Source organism: Vibrio chagasii, assembly GCF_024347355.1.
In the GTDB taxonomy this organism is placed as follows: domain Bacteria; phylum Pseudomonadota; class Gammaproteobacteria; order Enterobacterales; family Vibrionaceae; genus Vibrio; species Vibrio chagasii.
In genome coordinates this window covers 276,350-296,885 of record NZ_AP025465.1, presented here as the reverse complement: position 1 = coordinate 296,885, position 20,536 = coordinate 276,350, and the positions used below count along the sequence as shown (strand labels likewise).

The 20,536-nt window shown below is 44.8% G+C and carries 18 protein-coding genes; 7 read left to right on the top strand and 11 right to left on the bottom strand.

Features of this window, described 5'->3' with window-relative positions:
• Positions 1-7: 7 nt before the first annotated feature.
• Entirely contained in the window at positions 8-1,258 is a 1,251-nt protein-coding gene (locus tag OCV52_RS01400; RefSeq protein ID WP_137408845.1) for a magnesium transporter, read from the bottom strand.
• Between the two features lie 691 nt (positions 1,259-1,949).
• Here OCV52_RS01400 and zur point away from each other — a divergent pair.
• The gene (gene zur / locus OCV52_RS01395) at positions 1,950-2,408 is read left to right on the top strand and encodes a zinc uptake transcriptional repressor Zur (RefSeq protein ID WP_063524689.1); all 459 of its coding nucleotides are present in this window, start codon (positions 1,950-1,952) and stop codon (positions 2,406-2,408) included.
• Between the two features lie 17 nt (positions 2,409-2,425).
• Positions 2,426-2,887: a chemotaxis protein CheX gene (locus OCV52_RS01390; RefSeq protein WP_004741271.1), complete on the top strand. Its 462-nt coding sequence runs from the start codon at positions 2,426-2,428 to the stop codon at positions 2,885-2,887.
• Between the two features lie 141 nt (positions 2,888-3,028).
• Here OCV52_RS01390 and pgi read toward each other — a convergent pair whose 3' ends face one another.
• Positions 3,029-4,681, bottom strand: a complete 1,653-nt coding sequence (gene pgi, locus OCV52_RS01385) for a glucose-6-phosphate isomerase (RefSeq protein WP_137408844.1) — start codon at positions 4,679-4,681, stop codon at positions 3,029-3,031.
• 326 nt (positions 4,682-5,007) lie between these two features.
• On the opposite strand from pgi, the gene OCV52_RS01380 reads away from it, so the two are divergent.
• Positions 5,008-5,427: a secondary thiamine-phosphate synthase enzyme YjbQ gene (locus OCV52_RS01380; RefSeq protein ID WP_004741273.1), complete on the top strand. Its 420-nt coding sequence runs from the start codon at positions 5,008-5,010 to the stop codon at positions 5,425-5,427.
• A 157-nt stretch (positions 5,428-5,584) separates the two neighbouring features.
• Here OCV52_RS01380 and alr read toward each other — a convergent pair whose 3' ends face one another.
• Together alr and OCV52_RS01370 are read right to left on the bottom strand one after the other, a co-directional pair.
• A complete protein-coding gene (gene alr, locus OCV52_RS01375) occupies positions 5,585-6,670 on the bottom strand; it encodes an alanine racemase (protein WP_137408843.1) in 1,086 nt (361 codons plus the stop codon).
• Between the two features lie 6 nt (positions 6,671-6,676).
• Positions 6,677-8,068: a replicative DNA helicase gene (locus OCV52_RS01370; RefSeq protein ID WP_004741275.1), complete on the bottom strand. Its 1,392-nt coding sequence runs from the start codon at positions 8,066-8,068 to the stop codon at positions 6,677-6,679.
• A 175-nt stretch (positions 8,069-8,243) separates the two neighbouring features.
• Here OCV52_RS01370 and OCV52_RS01365 point away from each other — a divergent pair, with 175 nt between their 5' ends.
• A complete protein-coding gene (locus OCV52_RS01365) occupies positions 8,244-9,128 on the top strand; it encodes a DUF481 domain-containing protein (RefSeq protein WP_137408842.1) in 885 nt (294 codons plus the stop codon).
• A gap of 164 nt (positions 9,129-9,292) precedes the next feature.
• Here OCV52_RS01365 and rplI read toward each other — a convergent pair whose 3' ends face one another.
• The 5 genes from rplI to rnr form a co-directional block, all read right to left on the bottom strand.
• A complete protein-coding gene (gene rplI / locus OCV52_RS01360; protein WP_008223927.1) occupies positions 9,293-9,745 on the bottom strand; it encodes a 50S ribosomal protein L9 in 453 nt (150 codons plus the stop codon).
• Positions 9,746-9,783: 38 nt separating this feature from the next.
• A complete protein-coding gene (gene rpsR, locus OCV52_RS01355) occupies positions 9,784-10,011 on the bottom strand; it encodes a 30S ribosomal protein S18 (protein WP_000090472.1) in 228 nt (75 codons plus the stop codon).
• Positions 10,012-10,121: 110 nt separating this feature from the next.
• Positions 10,122-10,511, bottom strand: coding sequence for a 30S ribosomal protein S6 (gene rpsF / locus OCV52_RS01350; protein WP_004741278.1), 390 nt, complete (start codon positions 10,509-10,511; stop codon positions 10,122-10,124).
• A 549-nt stretch (positions 10,512-11,060) separates the two neighbouring features.
• Positions 11,061-11,801: a 23S rRNA (guanosine(2251)-2'-O)-methyltransferase RlmB gene (rlmB, locus tag OCV52_RS01345; protein WP_004741280.1), complete on the bottom strand. Its 741-nt coding sequence runs from the start codon at positions 11,799-11,801 to the stop codon at positions 11,061-11,063.
• A 138-nt stretch (positions 11,802-11,939) separates the two neighbouring features.
• Entirely contained in the window at positions 11,940-14,441 is a 2,502-nt protein-coding gene (gene rnr, locus OCV52_RS01340; protein WP_102422993.1) for a ribonuclease R, read from the bottom strand.
• Positions 14,442-14,690: 249 nt separating this feature from the next.
• Between rnr and OCV52_RS01335 the strand changes: the two genes are divergently transcribed.
• Complete coding sequence (locus OCV52_RS01335) at positions 14,691-16,100, top strand: amidohydrolase (RefSeq protein WP_137408841.1); 1,410 nt, start codon at positions 14,691-14,693, stop codon at positions 16,098-16,100.
• A 128-nt stretch (positions 16,101-16,228) separates the two neighbouring features.
• On the opposite strand, the gene motX is transcribed toward OCV52_RS01335, so the two are convergent.
• Together motX and OCV52_RS01325 are read right to left on the bottom strand one after the other, a co-directional pair.
• The gene (gene motX / locus OCV52_RS01330; protein ID WP_137408840.1) at positions 16,229-16,864 is read right to left on the bottom strand and encodes a flagellar protein MotX; all 636 of its coding nucleotides are present in this window, start codon (positions 16,862-16,864) and stop codon (positions 16,229-16,231) included.
• A 383-nt stretch (positions 16,865-17,247) separates the two neighbouring features.
• Complete coding sequence (locus OCV52_RS01325; RefSeq protein ID WP_137408838.1) at positions 17,248-18,564, bottom strand: adenylosuccinate synthase; 1,317 nt, start codon at positions 18,562-18,564, stop codon at positions 17,248-17,250.
• A gap of 172 nt (positions 18,565-18,736) precedes the next feature.
• Here OCV52_RS01325 and OCV52_RS01320 point away from each other — a divergent pair, with 172 nt between their 5' ends.
• Complete coding sequence (locus tag OCV52_RS01320) at positions 18,737-18,925, top strand: DUF2065 domain-containing protein (RefSeq protein ID WP_004741286.1); 189 nt, start codon at positions 18,737-18,739, stop codon at positions 18,923-18,925.
• Positions 18,926-19,154: 229 nt separating this feature from the next.
• Positions 19,155-20,492, top strand: coding sequence for an IS4 family transposase (locus tag OCV52_RS01315; protein ID WP_137409200.1), 1,338 nt, complete (start codon positions 19,155-19,157; stop codon positions 20,490-20,492).
• The last annotated feature ends 44 nt before the right edge of the window (positions 20,493-20,536 follow it).

The following is a 20,536-nucleotide window of genomic DNA, read 5'->3' as shown; positions in this document are numbered from 1 at the left end:
TCTGAGGTTAAGACAAACCGAGTAATCGAGTAGTACAGAAGAAATAGATTAGCAGCCCACCAATATCAACGATGGTGGTTATCGCTGGACTAGCGACAACGGCAGGGTCTAGGTTGAGTCGTTTAGTCATCATAGGTAGCATAGCGCCAATAACGGTAGAAGAGACTATTTGGAAGAAGAGTGCTAGGCCAATTGCACAGCCCAACATGGTTAATGTCAGATTCGCCGGCAACTCAACGCCATAAGACAGTAAGCTCACTTTACCTAAGGTAATAAAAGCCAGTGCACCACCAATAACAATGGCAATGCGTGTTTCCTTCCACAACACGGACAGCCAGTCACGCAGCTTGATGCTTCCTAACGCCAGAGAGCGCACCATCACAGTCGCAGACTGCGTACCAGCATTACCGCCAGAGTCCGCTATCATTGGCATGTACAAGGCCAAAACCGTAAACGCTTCAATTGCATCTTCATAACTATGGATCACCATACCGGATAGCAAACCCAATATGGCTAGGCCTATTACCCAGACAATACGCTTACTCACATGATCCATAACAGACAAGTTCATATAGTCGCCGACATGACCATCTTGCTGAATGCCCATCAATCGTTCCATGTCTTCAGTTTGCTCTTCGGTAACGATATCTATCGCCGATTTAGCCGATAGCAAACCGACAGGAAGTCCCTGACTATTTAAGATTGGAACAACGTCAAAACGACTTTGTTTGAGTAGCGCCACCGCATGTTCTTGTGATGCGCTAAAATGACAGCTGATGGCATGATGTACAATCTCAGACAGTTTTAAATCAGGTTGAGACTTAAACAACATATCCAGTTTGATTAGGCCAACAAACCGTCCCATATCATCGACGATAGTAAGACAGGCAAACTCAACATACAGACTGTTCAATGCTTTTTTCGCCTGCTCTACGGACATATCATGATAGAGCACTGTCATTGCTGCGGAATTAACAGCATGGATAACTGGATGCCTTGCTTGAAGAAACAGCTCTACATCTTGCTGATAGTCGAACCCCTCAAGTGAACAAAGACGTTGAAGCGACTCTGCCGATAACTGAGGAGTAAAACAAAGCGCTTGCTGAATGTATTCAGCGTTAAAATGTTGGTTAAGCTTTTGTATCTCACGTATTTCAATCCAATGATTAAAAAGAGTGAAATCTACCTGAGTCGCACCAGACTCGAAGCTAACGGTTTGATGATGGTTGTATTCGTTTACTGTGTTAATAACGGTCATAATAACGCACCTTTTTATTAGATATGACGATCCCTTGCCCTATTCGAGCAATAGAAAAAAACCTCATTTTCAGGTGGTTACTAACAAGATAACGTTTGAGTTTCAAAGAAAGAAACCAACGTCATTAATAAGAGGGAGAGAAGAATTGAAGGGGGAAACAGTGTTTAGTCCATATTACTCCAATAGGATCCTCGCTCTTGAGCTAGTAATCCACCTTCGACTGTCGTTTTCCATAATATTTCTCCTGTAAAAATATGGGCGCATAGTAGGTATCTGACGCCTCATAGTCAACAATATCAATATACAACTTAGCAACTATGATGTTGCAAAATATTTCTCTCAATAACTTGAGATTTAAATTTGCTTAGTTGTAAGCTACGTTGAATGCGTTCATATAAAATAGTCTTATATGACCTATCAATGCGTATTCAAATAAAAAGCCCACCAAAACATGGTGTCTCGAGCTATTTGAGCACTCCCAATATGCAAACATTATTTATAAACCATTCACCAGATCTCTAATTCAGCGTCACTAATCAGTTATGCCTTGAGTCACAATGTCATTTTGAGTTACCTTGTCTTATTAAAAGTCGTGGGTCACAATACGCTCTGTACCTGACTTTAATAGAAATCAATGGCTCCTTAGCCGAAATAACCTGAAAATAGGGTTTGTTTAAGGATGTCCGATTGAATGGTGAAGAATTTGGACCACACATTAATAGAGCAAGTTGAAGGGATATGCGCATCGCGTGGTGTTAGATTAACGCCTCAAAGAAAGCGAGTGTTTGAGCTCATCTTCTCTAATAAGAAAGCCTCTAGTGCTTATGAATTATTAGAGCAATTGAAAGTCAGTGAGCCGCAAGCAAAGCCACCTACAGTGTATCGCGCTTTGGATTTCTTGTTGGAGCAAGGTTTCATTCACAGAGTTGAGTCAACCAACAGCTTTATATGCTGCTGTTCTTGTAATGCCAATAAACATTTCTCCCAACTACTGATCTGCGATAAATGTGGCACAGTGATAGAACTACAAGACGATTCCCTTGTGACTCTGCTCGCGAGTAACGCTGAGAAGCATGGCTTTCAATTGACCAACCACGTCATTGAATCGCATGGCATTTGCCAGTCTTGCTCCTCCGATATGAAAGAATAAGATTATAGAAGAACATTATGCGCGCTGAATTTGTAAACCCGTTTTTAGCTTCTTTGATGAACGTTCTAAAAACGATGGCTTCTCTAGAATTGAAGCCACAAAAACCAAGAGTTAAGAAAGATGAAATCGCTCGTGGTGATGTCTCTGGTTTAATCGGTATGGTTGGTCCACAATCACGTGGCTCAATGTCGATTACCTTTGATGAAGGTCTGGCTCTGGAAATCATGGAAAACATGCTTGGTGAGCGACCAAACGGTTTGAACGAAGAAGTAACCGACATGGTTGGTGAGATCACCAACATGGTAACAGGCGGTGCAAAACGTATTCTTGCGGAAAGCGGCTTCGACTTCGACATGGCAACGCCGATTGTGGTTTCTGGTAAAGGCCATACTATTCGTCACAAATGCGAAGGCGCAATCATCATCATGCCTTTCTCATCTCAGTGGGGTAATGCCTTCATCGAGATCTGTTTCGAATAAAAGTAACTACTGCAAAATATTTAGAAGGCTGGCGTCGATACGTTAGCCTTTTTTATTACCTGCGATTTAACCATTGCTTACTCTACAGATACAAAAACGCCAACCCTAAGGTTGGCGTTAACTTTTATGCTATCAACTCAATTAAGCTTTAAGTGCTTTGAATGCGTTGATTAGACCGTTCGTTGAGCTGTCGTGAGATGTCACTTCTGCGTCATCAGCAAGCTCTGGAAGAATTTGGTTCGCTAGTTGCTTACCAAGTTCTACACCCCACTGGTCGAAGCTGAAGATGTTCCAGATAACACCTTGAACAAAGATCTTGTGCTCGTACATCGCGATCAGGTTACCCAGAGAGCGAGGCGTAATTTGCTTAACAAGAATAGAGTTCGTTGGGCGGTTACCTTCAAACACTTTGAAAGGTACTAGTTCAGCCACTTCTTCTGCAGTTTTACCAGTCGCTAGGAATTCAGCTTCCACAGTTTCTTTTGTCTTACCGAATGCTAGTGCTTCAGTTTGAGCAAAGAAGTTAGACATTAGCTTCTGGTGGTGATCAGATGCTGGGTTATGGCTGATTGCAGGAGCAATAAAGTCTGATGGGATCAGCTTAGTGCCTTGGTGAATCAGTTGGTAGAACGCGTGCTGGCCGTTTGTACCTGGTTCCCCCCAGATGATAGGACCTGTTTGGTACTCTACTGGGTTACCTTCACGATCTACAAACTTACCATTTGATTCCATGTTGCCTTGCTGGAAGTAAGCAGCAAAACGGTGCATGTACTGGTCGTAAGGTAGAATCGCTTCCGACTCAGCGCCGTGGAAGTTGTTGTACCAAATACCGATTAGCGCAAGGATTACTGGGATGTTGCTTTCAAACTCAGTTGAAGCAAAGTGGTTATCCATCTCGTGAGCACCTTCTAGTAGCTCAACGAAATTATCGAAGCCTACAGAAAGAGAAATAGAAAGACCAATCGCAGACCATAGAGAGTAACGACCACCAACCCAGTCCCAGAATTCGAACATGTTGTCAGTATCGATACCAAACTCAGCGACTGCAGTTGCGTTCGTCGATAGTGCAGCGAAGTGCTTAGCTACGTGCGCTTCATCACCTGCTTCTGCTAGGAACCAATCACGTGCAGAGTGTGCGTTCGTCATTGTTTCTTGAGTCGTGAATGTTTTTGATGCTACTAGGAATAGCGTTGTTTCTGGGTTCAGAGACTTAAGTGTCTCAACGATGTGCGTACCATCTACATTAGAAACGAAGTGCATGTTTAGGCGAGTTTTGTATGGCGTTAGTGCTTCAGTCACCATGTATGGACCAAGATCCGAACCGCCGATACCAATGTTTACAACATCAGTAATCTCTTTACCTGTGTAACCTTTCCACTCACCAGAAACGATGCGGTGTGTGAACAGTTCCATTTTTGCTAGTACAGCGTTAACTGCTGGCATTACGTCTTTGCCGTCAACCATTACTGGCTTGTCGCTACGGTTACGTAGTGCAGTGTGAAGCACTGAACGGCCTTCAGTCTTGTTGATCGCATCACCGCTAAACATCGCTTCAATTGCAGACTTAACTTCAGTCTCGTTTGCAAGAGCAAATAGGTGCTGCATCGTTTCTGCGTCGATTAGGTTCTTAGAGTAATCGACTAAGATGTCTGAACCGAAACGAGTAGAAAAGCTCTCGAAACGTTTTGCATCTTGAGCAAACAGCTCTTTCATATCCATATCTTGAGCAGACTCAAAATGAGCTGTTAGAGCTTTCCACGCTTGTGTTTGCGTTGGGTTGATATTTTTCAACATGGTATCTATCCCGATGTTACTGTAGGTTTTATTCTAAACGTCACCTGGGTGATGAATAGAACCCCCGATTAGGCGAAAGTTTATATTTTTCTGTGATGACCAAACCGCGTCACCACTGAAAGATTCTTTGTAATTTTTTTTCACGACGTATTATGCCGTATATGAAGAGCTGTACCTTGAGATAAATCAGGATTAGATTTCCTGAGACAGGAATCGGTACAGACTCTGGCTCTAACACAATTAAATGTGAGCGAGACCTGATAAATTCAAGTTCAAAAGATAGCCTCAAACCACTTTTTTTCCAAATACATTATAAAGGATGGCGTATGTGGATTCAGAAGACTATACACCTAAATGCACAAAAGCGTGGATTTCATCTCATTACTGATGAAATTGAACAACAGATACACGAGGTGAACTCTTTATCTGTTGGTTTATTACATCTATTTATTCAGCATACTTCTGCCAGCTTGACGCTCAATGAAAACGCCGATCCGACCGTCCGTAGTGATATGGAGTCACACTTCAATAAGTTTGTGCCCGAACGAGCCCCCTATTACAAACATACTTATGAAGGTGATGATGATATGCCAGCTCACATTAAAGCATCGACACTTGGCAACAGTGTGACAATCCCTATCACCAATGGTCGTTTAGCTTTAGGAACATGGCAGGGCATTTACTTGGGAGAACACCGAGACTACGGTGGTAGCCGCACTGTGATTGCTACTATCCAAGGAGAATAGCTCATCGTAACTAAGCCTAGAGTAGCGAAATAAAAAGGGGGACACAGAAATGCGTCCCCCTTGAGTAATAGAAAATTGAGCAGATAAACCTTAACTTAGAAAGGCTGGTTTATCAGGAAACTAAAGCATCATAAGTTAGGGGGGCTGACTAACCAAGTTACTTCACGTATTCCATCGCTACACGCGAGGTAAGTTTCGTAACCAACTCGTAAGCGATAGTACCGATATGCTCTGCCACTTCCTCTGAAGGTAACTCTTTGCCCCAAAGTATCGCTTCATCACCGACTTTATCTTGAGCATCCGGCCCAAGATCGACCGTTAACATGTCCATAGATACTCGGCCTGCAATAGGCACTTTTCTGCCATTTACAAACACAGGTGTGCCGTTAGGCGCAGTTCGAGGGTAGCCGTCACCGTAACCAATCGCGATAACCCCCACTTTGGTGTCACGTTCACTGGTCCAGTTCGCGCCATAACCCACACTTTCACCAGCCTTCAAATCACGCACAGCAATCAGGTGTGAGGTGAGGGTCATCACTGGTAAAAAACCAAGCTCTTGTGCTGTTTTATCAATAAACGGCGATACACCGTAAGAAATGATTCCTGGGCGTACCCAATCCAGGTGGCTATTAGGCCAAGCAAGTAAACCCGCTGAGTTCGCAAGCGAACGCTCGCCCTCACAACCTTCTGTTAGAGATAAGAATAATTCTGTTTGCTGCTCAGTCGTTGTTTTATCTAACTCATCAGCACAGCCAAAATGGCTCATATAGCGTAAAGGTTTAGCCACATTTGGGCATTGATGCAGGCGCTCAACGAAATCGTGATATTGCTCAGAACGAACACCCAAACGGTGCATACCACTATCGACTTTTAGCCATACCACAACCGGTGATTCTAGAACTGAATTTTCCAGAGCACTAAGCTGTTCTTCACAATGCACCACCGTTTGAATGTTATTAGTGACAAGTATCGGTAAATCGCCGGAAGAATAAAAACCCTCAAGCAATAGAATAGGCTGAACAATGCCACCAGCTCGCAGCTGCAGTGCTTCCTCAATACGGGCTACACCAAACGCATCTGAGCTTTTAGAGTGCTTAGCAATGTGCAGTAAGCCGTGACCATAGCCATTGGCTTTGACAACAGACATCACTTTACACTGCGGGGCTTTCGACTTAATTTGGTTCAGGTTGTGCTCAAGCGCATTTAAATCAATGCTCGCGGTCGCCGCTTTCATATACGTCATTAGCGATTACTCGTCATCAAATGCAGGACCTGCATAGTTATCGAAACGGGAGTGTTGCCCTTGGAATGTAAGACGAACCGAACCGATCGGGCCGTTACGTTGCTTACCGATAATGATTTCAGCGATGCCCTTCAGCGAGCTGTCTGGGTTATACACTTCGTCACGGTAGATGAACATGATTAAGTCGGCATCTTGCTCAATCGAGCCCGATTCACGCAAGTCCGAGTTAACAGGGCGTTTATCGGCACGTTGCTCTAGGGAACGGTTAAGCTGAGAAAGTGCCACAACTGGAACGTTCAACTCTTTCGCTAGCGCTTTTAGGGAACGTGAAATCTCGGCGATCTCAAGGGTACGGTTATCAGACAGTGAAGGGACACGCATCAGTTGAAGGTAATCGATCATGATCATTGAAAGACCATCATGTTCACGAGCAATACGACGCGCACGAGAACGTACTTCGGTTGGCGTTAGGCCAGAGCTGTCATCAATGTACATGTTCTTCTTATCCATGAGGATACCCATGGTCGAAGAGATACGAGCCCAGTCTTCGTCATCAAGTTGACCGGTACGAATTTTGGTTTGGTCCACGCGAGACAAGGATGCAAGCATACGCATCATCAGCTGTTCGCCCGGCATCTCTAGCGAGAAGATAAGCACTGGCTTGTCTTGTTTCATCGCCGCGTTTTCACACAAGTTCATCGCAAATGTGGTTTTACCCATCGATGGACGTGCCGCCACAATGATTAAATCAGAACCTTGTAGACCTGCCGTTTTCTTGTTGAGGTCATTAAAGCCAGTATCGACACCTGTCACACCGTCTTGCGGAGTTTTGTATAGGATTTCGATACGCTCTAGCGTCTTCTCAAGAATACTATCTACGTTTTGCGGGCCTTCGTTTTCACTCGCACGACCTTCCGCAATCGCGAATACTTTACTTTCAGCAAGGTCGAGCAGGTCTTCTGATGTACGACCTTGTGGATCGTAACCAGAATCAGCAATCTCATTCGCCACACCAATCAGGCTACGAACTAATGCACGCTGAGCTACGATATCCGCATAAGCGTTAATGTTAGCCGCACTTGGCGTGTTCTTAGCTAGGTCAGCAAGGTAGGCAAAGCCACCCACTTCTTCAAGTTGCTCACGCAGCTCTAAGTGTTCTGAGAGTGTAATAAGATCCAGAGGAGAGCTTTCTTCAAGGATATCTTTTACCGCTTCAAAGATCAGACGGTGAGGACGGCTATAAAAGTCTTTGGCCACAACCTTTTCAGCAACCGTATCCCAGCGTTCGTTATCTAATAACAAACCGCCAATAACAGATTGCTCAGCTTCTAATGAATGTGGCGGGACCTTAATGGCGTCCACCTGATCTTTGGCTGATTTCTGACTTTTGGTATCCACTATGACTACACTCAATAACTAATAATGATCGTTCATTATACCCAAGAACACTCATTTGTAATGCGTTCCTATGAGTTTGTTTTATTATGTAGGAAGAATTTACTTATTGCTGACGAAATTAACCAAGGCTAGCATTACGATCTCGCCATTCGTTCACTGTATAACTGAGGTATGCGTGTCCAAACTATTGGCTCTGAGCACTGGTATTCTATGCACTGGTCTCTTGAGCACTCCGATGGCTTTAGCTGATGATGCTAAAACCGATGTTGATGCAATCCTCGACTCGATAGTAGTACCAGAACCTACTGCTGAGCCGATCGTCGTTGCACCAGCACCAGAAGAAAAAGATATGGATATCGCACCAAGTGATACGAGTGACACTGAACTGCCAAGCCCACTAAAAACTGAAGTCGAATTTGGATATCAGTCGCATACTGGTAATTCCGATTCACGCTCTCTAAACGCACGCTTAAACGGTGAGTACACGGCTGGCCGCCACAGAACCAGTGGCGAATGGAAATACTACAACCTCTATAAAGATGGTGAAGAAGATAAGAGGCAATCGACTTACACAGCTCAGAGTGACTACAAGTTAAGTCCTAAAACCTATCTCTACGGCAGTTTTAAAGGCGTCGATTCACGCTACAGTGCTTACTTTAAGGACTACACCGTTTCGAGTGGTCTGGGTTACCAGTTTTCGAATACCGAAGAGTTTGTATTGGAAGTCGAAGTGGGCCCGGGTTTCCGTTACCAAGAACCAAACCTCGATGAGATCGACGATGATGACATCATCTTCCCAGAGATCGTTGAAGAAGCAATTTTCCGTGGTAACGTGAATACTTCTTGGCAGGTGTTGAAGAATTTGCAGCTAAAAGCCGATGTGACGCTTGTCTCTGGTCACAGTAACTTGAAGTTCGATACCGAGTTAGAAGCGATCAACGATATTACTGACAATATCGCGCTGAAGATTGCACACTCTCGCCAGTACCACGACAAGGTACCCGAGGGGCTAGATAAAGAAGACTCGGTTCTCTCCATAAACCTGTTGTTCCAATTCTAATTTCCATGGCTGTTTGTTCAGCCATCAGAGCTTTTGGATCATAGTAAGCTTTTTGCCTACTGTAACCCTCCCTTACTCTTCCCTATATTCCAGATATAAAAAAACACCAGCCGAAGCTGGTGTTTAAAACTTTCATAAAGAAAGAATTCGTCTTGGTACTGAAATTACTCAGCTGCAACGATAGCGATTTTCGCAGTAGCAAAAACTTCAGAGTGAAGTTGGATGCTTACTTCGAATTCGCCGATGTTACGTAGAGCGCCTTCAGGTAGGCGTACTTCGCTCTTAGCTACTGCAACACCTGCCGCTGTGATAGCGTCAGCGATGTCACGAGTACCGATAGAACCGAATAGTTTACCTTCGTCACCAGCTTTAGAAGCGATAGAAACGCCTTCTAGAGAGTTAACTTTCTCTGCACGAGCTTCAGCAGCAGCTAGTTGCTCAGCAACTTTAGCTTCTAGTTCAGCACGACGAGTTTCGAACATAGCAACGTTGTCTTTAGTTGCCATAACTGCTTTACCCTGTGGGATAAGGAAGTTACGAGCGTAACCAGATTTAACGTTTACTTGGTCGCCAAGGCCACCTAGGTTACCGATCTTATCAAGTAGAATAACTTGCATTATCTTAGTCCTCTTAAACTATTATTAACTATTACCGATTACTGATGCTTGTCAGTGTACGGTAGTAGAGCTAGGTAACGAGAACGCTTGATAGCGCGAGCTAGTTGACGCTGGTACTTAGCGCTTGTACCAGTGATACGGCTAGGTACGATTTTACCAGCTTCAGTGATGTAGTTTTTAAGAGTTGCTACGTCTTTGTAGTCAATCTCTTGTACGCCTTCTGCAGTGAAACGGCAGAATTTACGACGACGGAAGAAACGAGCCATGGGCTATCTCCTGATCTTAAATTTAATAATGCAGCCTTTCAAAACTTCGGAAAGTGGTGAAAGACTTAAAACAAGTTGAGAATTTTTTAAGGCATTAAGCCAAAAAAGAATTACTCAGCAGCTGCTTCTGGTTTAGCTTCTGTACGCTCTTCACGACGAGGAGCACGCTCTGCACGCTCTTCTTTTTGCTTAAGCATAATAGATTGCTCAGTCACAGCGCCTTTAGTGCGCATGATCATGTTACGTAGAACTGCATCGTTGAAACGGAAAGCAGTTTCTAGCTCGTCAATCACTTCTTGACCAGCTTCAACGTTCATAAGAACGTAGTGAGCTTTGTGAAGCTTGTTGATTGGGTAAGCCATTTGACGACGACCCCAGTCTTCTAGACGGTGGATAGTACCGCCAGCTTCAGTGATAGAACCAGTGTAACGCTCGATCATGCCAGCAACTTGCTCGCTTTGATCAGGGTGAACCATGAATACGATTTCGTAATGACGCATTTGGTTGCTCCTTACGGATTATTAGCTTCCACGAATGGCTCGGTCGTCCAGAGGAAGCAAGGAACTAAAGATAAATGACCGAGTTTTAAGGACGGCAAATATTATAGAAAGAACCCTGTATTGGCAAGTGGTATTTGGCGAATAATGAAACAGTTTTTCTTTCGCCATTAAGGGGCTGTTAATCTTTCGAGCTGGCTTTTGCAGCTCTTTGTGGGAAATTTATACAAGACAGAGGCTTTGACGTGTAGCTAGCCTACATAAAAAGCCGATAACGCAGTAGAGATGAACCACAAAGGCTGCCCGAAGGGTTCGAGCTAGGCGCCCCCGCAAAAATCATTTTGTGCTTTGTTGAAGAATATTTGCTTAGAATGACTAGGCTACATACTCTTCGCCGCGCCTAAAACGATTTTATCTCGAACAAAATTCAACCACGAAAGAGCAACAGCCCCTTACCATCCGCGGTTCTATTGAGATCTGCCTTAATTAGATGAAAACAAACGCCCACCAGCATGTGGTGGGCGTTAGAAATAAATCAATTCAATGAGTAATTTACTGAGCTAGACGCTGACGTACCGCTTCAAACAGACAAATACCAGAAGCCACTGACACGTTCAGGCTTGATACACTACCAGCCATCGGAATCTTGATCAGGTCATCACAGGTCTCACGCGTTAGACGACGCATACCGTCACCTTCTGCACCCATTACTACTGCTAGAGGGCCTGTTAGCTTCGCTTGATAGATGTCGTGCGTCGCTTCGCCCGCTGTACCGACAAACCATACCCCTTGTTCTTGCAGAGCACGCATTGTGCGAGCTAGGTTGGTTACACGTACTAGCGGAACTGTTTCAGCAGCACCACATGCAACCTTACTAACCGTTGCTGTTAATGGAGAAGAGCGGTCTTTAGGCACGATAACCGCAGCAACACCAGCCGCATCCGCATTACGCAGACACGCACCTAGGTTATGAGGGTCTGTTACGCCATCAAGAACCAACAGCAATGGCTGTTCGTGCTGCGCTAGGATGTCGTCTAGGTGAGTTTCGTTGAGCTGCTTAGCCGGCTTCACCTTAGCGATAATGCCTTGGTGGTTTGCACCTTGTGCTTTGTCATCCAGCGGCTTACGGCCCATCTGTTGGATTGATACACCAAACTGTTGCAACTGATTCAGTAGTGGTAAAAGACGCTCATCTTGGCGACCTTTCAGCACATACGCTTCAATGAAACGTGCTGGATCTTTTTCTAATACGGCTTTCACCGCGTGAATACCGTAAATAAATTCGTTACTCATTGTCTCAAATTACTCTTATTGCTCAGAGATGAACGGCACTAACTCCAATGCATTCAGCTCTGCGTTGTTTATTTCGAGAGTATGCGTTTCACGCCCGATACTCTCGCATTACATTCGTTGTTAACGCTTGGCGATGTCCTAAGACTTATCCGCCCTTGCCTTGCGAGTTGCTGAGCGCTTTTTCTTCGCTCGAGCTTTTGCTGCACCGGTCTTATTACGCGATTTTTTCTTTTTCTCAGAAGCTTCTGAACTACCATCTGGTCGCTTAGTTGGCTCAACTAATGGTTTAGCTGCGACACCTGGTTTGTTGCTCTTCACTGCGGCGCGTTTCTTACTTTTCGCCTTTTTCATTGCTTCAGCAGCACGCTTCTTGGCTGTTTTACCTTTGCCACGAGGCTGACGAGCAGTGTCTTCCAAATCAAAATCAATTTGGCGAGTTTCTAGGTTAACCGCAGAAACCTTCACTTTAACCGAGTCACCCAAGCGGTAGATGTTGCCAGAGCTTTCACCCACTAGGCGCTGACCAACCGCATCAAATTGGTAGTAATCGTTCGCTAACGCCGAGATGTGCACTAGGCCATCAATGTGCAGTTCCGTTAGACGCACAAAGAAACCAAAGCCGGTAACGTTGGCAATCACACCGTCCATTACTTCACCGACGTGGTCTTGCATGTATTCACATTTCAGCCAGTCGTTCACTTCACGAGTTGCGTCATCGGCGCGACGTTCAGTCATTGAACACTGCTCGCCGTAGAAGTCCATTTCATCGAAAGTGTAGTGGTAACCGCCGGTTGGTGTCCAACGTTCGCTGTTACGCCCCTCTTCTTTCGCAATAAGGTACTTAATTGCACGGTGCAGTAGCAAGTCAGGGTAACGACGGATCGGCGAAGTAAAGTGAGCGTAGCGTTTTAGCGCCAGACCAAAGTGACCTACGTTATCAGCGTTGTATACCGCTTGCTTCATCGAGCGTAGCAGCATAGTTTGAATTAACTCGCGATCTTCACGCTCGTTAATTTGCTGCATTAGCTTTGCGTAATCCGTTGGTGACGGAGACAAACCACCGTCTAGCGATAAACCAAGCTCACTTAGGAAGTCTTTAAAGCCTGCTAAGCGCTCTTCTCCTGGAGTTTCGTGAATACGGTACAGCGATGGCTCTTTCGCTTTCTCCACCAAAGATGCAGACGCGATGTTCGCTAGAATCATACACTCTTCGATGATTTTGTGTGCATCGTTGCGAACAACGGGTTCAATACGGTCAATCTTACGATCCGCATTGAAGATGAACTTAGTCTCTACCGTTTCAAACTCAATTGCGCCACGCTCGTCACGAGTCTGCTTCAGTACTTTGTACATTCTGTGCAGCTCTTCGAGATGCGGCACTTCTTGTACGTAACGCTCACGAAGCTCTTCGTTGCCATCTAAGATTGCGCCTACTTTATTGTAAGTAAGACGAGCATGAGAGTTCATCACTGCTTCGTAGTGCTTGTAGCCCGACAGTTTGCCTTTGTCTGAGATAGTCATCTCACACACCATACATAAACGGTCTACTTGTGGGTTCAACGAACATAGGCCGTTAGAAAGTACTTCTGGCAGCATTGGGACTACTTGTGACGGGAAGTATACCGAGTTACCACGATTGATCGCTTCTTTATCTAATGCAGTATCAGGACGAACGTAGTAGCTAACATCAGCAATCGCTACCCATAGGCGCCAACCTCCACCTTTCTTCGCTTCACAATAAACCGCATCATCGAAGTCACGCGCATCTTCACCATCGATTGTTACCAATGGCAATTTACGCAGGTCAACACGTCCTTCTTTCGCTTCTTCAGGGACATGCTCACCCAAGTTAGCAATTTGCTTATCAACAGCTTCTGGCCACTCATTTGGGATCTGGTGGGTATGAATCGCAATCTTGGTTTCCATGCCCGGGGCCATGTTCTCACCAAGCACTTCAGTTACCTTACCCATCATGTTACGAGAGCGACCGCCACGGTCAGTAATTTCAATCACAACCACATTACCCATTCGAGCTCCGCCTTTATGCTCGGTTGGGATAAGGATGTCATGACTGATACGTGAGTCATCAGCAACCACATAAGAGTGGCCATACTCTAAGAAGAAACGGCCAACAATTGGCGTGGTACGTTCTTCAAGTACGCGAACTAAACGACCTTCACGACGGCCACGCTTGCTGTTGTCCGTTGGCTGAGCCAATACGTAGTCACCGTGCATGATGGTTTTCATCTGATGGTGTGGCAGTAGAATATCGTCATCCTTGCCTTTGCTACCATCAGGGCGAACCCAACCATGACCGTCTTTGTGACCAATCACGTAACCTTTCACTAGCTCTAACTTTTCAGGTAGCGCGTAGCATTGGCGACGAGTGAAGACCAGTTGTCCATCACGCTCCATAGCACGTAAACGACGACGTAGCCCTTCATATTGCTCCTCTCCAGCAAGGCCAAGCGCTTCGAATAGATCATTTCGGTTCATTGGGATATTCGCTTCCGTTAGAAACGATAAAATGAACTCTCGGCTTGGTACTGGATTGTCGTAATTTTTCGACTCTCGATCGGCAAAAGGATCAACGTTAGTGGTAGCTGTCGTGTTTTCTGACATTGGTGTGTTTTTTGACATAGGCGGGCCTGCTTAAGCAAGGAAGGTATATACCCCTAGTATATCCGATGCTAGAGGTAAGCTACAGATATGCTTTAGAAAACCCGAAAATAACCTCAGATTGATACATATCTTCATTTTGTGAAACATCACTTCATCATCACAAACTACCATAAGAATTTCGCGCAAACGATAAAACAAACGTTTGCCTCATGAGTGAAATGCACTATTATCCAGACACTTTTACCAACTCCTGTTCTGAGTATTGATATGAAATTAAAACGCACCTTATTGGCTTCAGCAATGGCGAGCCTTGCGCTATTACCATTCGCAAGTTCTGCGATGGAAAAAGCAGATCTAATGATTACCGATGCGATGGTTCTAACCATGAACCAAGACAAAACGGTTTATGAGAGCGGAACGGTTGTCGTCAAAGACAACAAAATCATTGCGGTTGGCGATGCTTCACTAGAGAAGCGATACAAAGCTGAGCAAGTGCTAGATGTCGATGGCGACATCGTAATGCCAGGTCTAATCAATACTCACACCCACGTATCAATGACGGTTTTCCGTTCACTGGCCGATGATGTGCCAGACCGACTACACCGCTACATCTTCCCACTAGAGAAGAAGTTAGTATCACGCGACATGGTACGTATTGGTGCCAACTTAGGTAACGTTGAAATGGTCAAAGGCGGTGTGACAACTTACGCCGACATGTACTACTTCGAGGATGAAGTTGCAAAAACCGTCGATAAGATTGGTATGCGTGCCATCCTTGGTGAAACCGTGATTAAGTTCCCAGTTGCCGATGCTGCAAACGCCGAAGAAGGTATCAAGTACGCGTTGAACTTTATTGAAGAATATAAAGATCACCCACGTATTACCCCTGCATTTGCACCACATGCGCCTTACACCAACACCACAGAGGTCCTGCAGAAGATTTCTAAATTGTCACTAGAGCTCGATGTACCAGTGATGATCCACCTTGCAGAATCGCACCGTGAAGTAGAGAAGATCGCAGAGCGTTCAGAAGGCTTATCGCCGGTTCAATACATGGATAGCATTGGCGCACTCAACAAAAACCTAGTTGGTGCACACATGATCTTAATCGATGACCATGATATTGAGCTTGTGAAAAAGTCGGACATGGGTGTGGCTCATAACATGAGTGCGAACATCAAGTCAGCAAAAGGCGTATCACCTGCACTACAGATGTATGATGAGAATGTACGTATTGGTTTAGGTACTGATGGCCCAATGTCTGGTAACACTCTAAGCACTATCGATGAATTCAACCAAGTTGCTAAAGTTCATAAGCTAGTCAATAAAGATCGTGCAGCAATGCCGCCGATCAAAGTGATCGACATGGCAACAATGGGCGCAGCAAAAGCGCTACACATGGAAGATAAGATCGGCTCCCTTGAAGTCGGCAAGCTAGCAGACATCATAGTGATCGACACTAAAGCACCAAACATGGTTCCTGTTTACAACCCGTATTCAGCACTGGTGTATTCAGCTAACTCTGGCAATGTTCGTCACACGATCGTCGATGGCAAGATCATCATGCAAGATCGCGACATGCTAACGGTAAATGAAGATAAGATTCGTCAGGAAGCGCTCGACTTTACCAAGGTAGTTCGTGAAACCGTTATCGAATCTGGTGAAGTCGTTCAATAAGTTCGCTATCGAATAACATGACCATCTAAACGTAAAAAGCCCCGCACTAATTTGATTAGGCGGGGCTTTTTATATCTTGTAACCTGTAACAATGAGTGCAGGAATCATTACAGGTTTCTAGCTCGGTATTACCAGAATACGTCGCGTCGTTTTGCTCGCGCGATAATATTGTCTGGCATTCTCTTTTCCAGACCACTTCGCAATACAGTAATGCGCTTGTGTTGTCTTTGGTCTGCAGTGACTGAGTTGTATAACCAGCGGTAAGCATCTTCGTAATCTAACGGGCTGCCATAGTCACGCAACAACAGCTCTGCTAGATGAATACTGGCACTCAGGTTCCCCAGAGAGGCCGCTTCACGCAGGTATGGGATCGCTCGCTCTTGGTCTTGTTGAACCAAGGTTCCACGAGAATAATAACGACCCAATTGCTCTAGTGCTGAAGGTAAACCTTGGTGTGCCGCGTTTTCCATGTAGTAAAGACCAAGCTCTACATCTTGAGGAACGCACACGCCCCACGCCAGCATATCACCGTATAAAAACTCATAAGAAGGCAAGCTAATACGCGTTGCACGAGCAACGATATCTTCAACTAACTGGCACTTATCAGCTTTCACTCGCTCTAGGTGTTGATTATTCTCGATTAAATTAATCAGTTCAGCTTCTGTATATATTGGAACCGGCTCCCCGACATCAGCCAAATTTGCATGACTCAAGGGTGAGCTCAGCGCCATTATCAATGAAGCTGCCACAATTCGTAGCTTCATACCTGCACTCTTTTATCGGTTTTAAAAACGCATCGAGCCTTTGGGCAACCCAAACTCAATTACATTTCACTCACTATGATATCTGTATCGGCAACTCAGCGTATCGCTTTAGACAAAACTTGCCGCTAATGGGCAATATTTTGCCAGATGGCGTTCAAAAGATCATCACAGAAAGCTATATACCAATCGTAGTAAATAACTGCTCACTCTAGCTTGTTAAAATACTCGATAACTTCGTTAGAATTTTTGATCACTTACTTACTGTGATTGGTATCGTCCCTCAAATTACAAGTATAAAAAAGCCGACTTAAGAAAGTCGGCTTTTAGAAAACGATTTAATTATCAAAGCACTAAAGGTGCCGTGGTAATCACTCAATCAGGCATTATGCACTGTATGGGTGAACCTTGATGATAGTTTCGTTACGGTCTGGACCAGTTGATACGATATCAATTGGCACACCTGTTAGGTCTTCGATACGTTTGATGTAATCAAGAGCAGCTTGTGGAAGCGCGTCGATTGACTTAGCACCAAATGTTGTTTCAGACCAACCTGGCATTGTTTCGTAGATTGGCGTTGCTTCTTCGAAAGACTCAGCAGCCATTGGAGAAACTTCTAGGATAGAACCGTCAGCCATCTTGTAGCCAGTACAGATCTTGATTTCTTCTAGGCCGTCTAGAACGTCTAGTTTAGTCAGACACATACCAGTTAGAGAGTTGATTTGGATTGCACGACGCATAGCAACAGCATCGAACCAACCAGTACGACGTAGACGACCAGTAGTTGCGCCAAACTCGTGGCCAACATCACCTAGGTGCTTACCAACTGGGTCTTGCTTGTCTAGACCATCGTATAGCTCAGTTGGGAATGGACCTGAACCTACACGAGTACAGTAAGCCTTAGTGATACCAAGGATGTAACCGATGTGACGAGGACCGAAACCAGAACCTGCAGCAACACCACCAGCAGTCGTGTTAGAAGAAGTTACGTATGGGTAAGTACCGTGGTCGATATCTAGTAGAGTACCTTGAGCGCCTTCGAACATGATCTTGTCGCCGCGCTTACGTGCTGCGTCTAGTTCGTCAGTTACGTCCATAACCATTGAAGTTAGTAGATCTGCGTAACCCATGCACTGCTCAAGTACATCTGCGTAGCTTACTGTTTCAGCTTTGTAGAAGTGCTCTAGTTGGAAGTTATGGAATTCCATTACTTCTTTTAGTTTTTCAGCGAACATTTCTTTATCGAAAAGGTCACCAACGCGTAGACCGCGACGAGCAACTTTATCTTCGTAAGCTGGACCGATACCACGACCCGTTGTACCAATAGCTTTCGCGCCACGAGCGATTTCACGCGCGTTGTCGATAGCGATGTGGTAAGGAAGAATTAGAGGACAAGCTTCAGAAACGAAAAGACGCTCGCGAACTGGGATACCGCGCTCTTCAAGAGGCTTCATTTCTTTAAGAAGTGCTTCAGGCGAAAGTACAACACCGTTACCGATAACACATTTAACGTTATCGCGCAGGATGCCTGATGGAATTAAGTGAAGAACGGTTTTTTCACCGTCAATTACAAGTGTGTGACCTGCATTGTGACCGCCTTGGTAGCGAACCACGTATTTTGCATCTTCAGTTAAAAGGTCAACGATTTTACCTTTACCTTCATCACCCCATTGGGTGCCTAGAACGACTACGTTATTTCCCATCTTTCCAATTTCTGTTGCTAATTAAAAATGGATTCTAGCACTGAATCACACTTCTTGCAGTCACTTTTTGTTCATAAACGTTAACGCTGTACAAAAATAAAACAGCGATTACGAAGAGCAGATCGCTAAAGATGCTGATATCATTATATTTTTATAGATATAAGGCAGCATCATGTCTGATTCAATTTGGCTCGCAATTGGGCTTGTTCTCATCGTTGAAGGGCTTGGCCCATTAATCGCACCAAATGGCTGGAGAAATATGGTCGCTCAGCTAAGCGAGCAACCCGATACTCAATTGCGCCGCATTGGTGGCTGCCTGGTAGTCGCTGGCGCCGTGATCGCTTTTATGACACATCACTAATTCGCGTCATCGCATCCACAATAGTTCTCTGCATAGTTCCTTACCATTGCTAGCAGATAGATAGTTCGAGCCACCACTCTCCCAAAGCCGCTCAGACAAGATAAAAATAGCAGAACCCTAAAAAGTAAAAAGGCTCCCACAATGGGCAATGTAGATCAGATAAGGATCGGTTGACCGATCCTTCTTCTGAGAGATAATCGGAAGCCTGTTTCTAGGCTTCCGATTTTTTATGTCTATCCAAAACTATTTTGTCGATTTCCTCGAAGAAAATCCTGTTGATGTAGCTCAACTCACCACTTTCTCTGAACATATCCCAGATGAATGGGTTGTTAAGGCAGCTAGTCTTTCTGATAAAGCGACTATTCGCCGACGTCGACTACCAAGTGACATGGTCTTGTGGTTAATTGTCGGCATGGCCTTCTTCCGTAATGAACCAATTGCCGAAGTCGCACGAAGAATGAATGTCTGTGCGGATGGCTTGGCTGATGAAGAGTTATTAGCAAAAAGTGCTTTAACCCAGGCAAGACAACGTTTAGGCAGTGCTGCACCAGAGTGGTTGTTTAAACAATGTGGGCGAACGTGGGGTCTTGAACGATACCGTGATGATACGTGGCAAGGATTACAAGTTTTTGCTGTAGACGGTGCTCTTTTTCGCACCGCGGATACGCCCGAACTTAGAGAGCACTTTGGCTCGGGTAATACCTCGAGTAGCAGGCAGACACCACATCCAATGCTAAGAGTTGTGACTATGATGAATGTCCGTTCTCATGTCATCGTTGACGCTGCCATAAGCCCTTATCGGCGTGGTGAAATCCCACTTGCTATGCCCTTCATCGACTCTTTACCAGATAACTCTGTGACGTTACTAGATAAAGGTTTTTACGGTGCAGACTTACTTCTCTCTCTTCAAAATAGCGGTATTAATAGACATTGGTTGATACCAGCAAGGAAAGGGTTGAAATACACACTTTTAGATGAAGAAGAAAGCAATGATATGCTCATCGAAATGAACGTCTCACCGCAAGCTCTCAAAAAGAACCCTAGTTTACCTGAAAAATGGCAAGTCAGAGCGGTGACCTATGAAGTACAAGGTAAGCAGAAAACTGTTTTTACATCCCTTCCAAGAGCAGACTACGACGCGAAAGCGGTAGCCGAACTTTATCATGAACGTTGGGAAATCGAATTAGGTTATCGTGATATCAAAAGCTCAATGCAACACAATGCCTTAGTATTACGCAGTAAAACAGTAAACCTTGTTTATCAAGAACTCTGGGGGCTGTTGCTTGGTTATAATTTGGTAAGACGTGAAGCAAGTCAGGCAGCAGTTGAACATGGAAGAATGCCGAATGAAATTAGCTTTAAATACGCTTGTCAGTTTATAGCGAGCCAACTGAAGGTGATGAGTAAAGCGATATCGCCAGGCAATACACCTAAGCGTTTAAAGAGTCTAAGGGGAGACTTATCAGTCCTCTTTATAGACAAACGCCCTAAGCCTAATCGGCCTAGGGCGGTAAAAATATCAAAGACTCGCTACCCAATTAATCGCAAAGCAGCTCCGCTTAAGTGAACTACATTGCCCACAATGGGAGCCTTTTAAGTATTAGCGTGTCT

Excerpts from the sequence above, each read along its gene's own strand:
- OCV52_RS01400 (WP_137408845.1), bottom strand. The coding sequence starts at position 1,258 with ATGACCGTTATTAACACAGTAAACGAATACAACCATCATCAAACCGTT.
- zur (WP_063524689.1), top strand. The coding sequence starts at position 1,950 with ATGGTGAAGAATTTGGACCACACATTAATAGAGCAAGTTGAAGGGATA.
- OCV52_RS01390 (WP_004741271.1), top strand. The coding sequence starts at position 2,426 with ATGCGCGCTGAATTTGTAAACCCGTTTTTAGCTTCTTTGATGAACGTT.
- pgi (WP_137408844.1), bottom strand. The coding sequence starts at position 4,681 with ATGTTGAAAAATATCAACCCAACGCAAACACAAGCGTGGAAAGCTCTA.
- OCV52_RS01380 (WP_004741273.1), top strand. The coding sequence starts at position 5,008 with ATGTGGATTCAGAAGACTATACACCTAAATGCACAAAAGCGTGGATTT.
- alr (WP_137408843.1), bottom strand. The coding sequence starts at position 6,670 with ATGACGTATATGAAAGCGGCGACCGCGAGCATTGATTTAAATGCGCTT.
- rplI (WP_008223927.1), bottom strand. The coding sequence starts at position 9,745 with ATGCAAGTTATTCTACTTGATAAGATCGGTAACCTAGGTGGCCTTGGC.
- rpsR (WP_000090472.1), bottom strand. The coding sequence starts at position 10,011 with ATGGCTCGTTTCTTCCGTCGTCGTAAATTCTGCCGTTTCACTGCAGAA.
- rpsF (WP_004741278.1), bottom strand. The coding sequence starts at position 10,511 with ATGCGTCATTACGAAATCGTATTCATGGTTCACCCTGATCAAAGCGAG.
- rlmB (WP_004741280.1), bottom strand. The coding sequence starts at position 11,801 with ATGAGTAACGAATTTATTTACGGTATTCACGCGGTGAAAGCCGTATTA.
- rnr (WP_102422993.1), bottom strand. The coding sequence starts at position 14,441 with ATGTCAAAAAACACACCAATGTCAGAAAACACGACAGCTACCACTAAC.
- OCV52_RS01335 (WP_137408841.1), top strand. The coding sequence starts at position 14,691 with ATGAAATTAAAACGCACCTTATTGGCTTCAGCAATGGCGAGCCTTGCG.
- motX (WP_137408840.1), bottom strand. The coding sequence starts at position 16,864 with ATGAAGCTACGAATTGTGGCAGCTTCATTGATAATGGCGCTGAGCTCA.
- OCV52_RS01325 (WP_137408838.1), bottom strand. The coding sequence starts at position 18,564 with ATGGGAAATAACGTAGTCGTTCTAGGCACCCAATGGGGTGATGAAGGT.
- OCV52_RS01320 (WP_004741286.1), top strand. The coding sequence starts at position 18,737 with ATGTCTGATTCAATTTGGCTCGCAATTGGGCTTGTTCTCATCGTTGAA.
- OCV52_RS01315 (WP_137409200.1), top strand. The coding sequence starts at position 19,155 with ATGTCTATCCAAAACTATTTTGTCGATTTCCTCGAAGAAAATCCTGTT.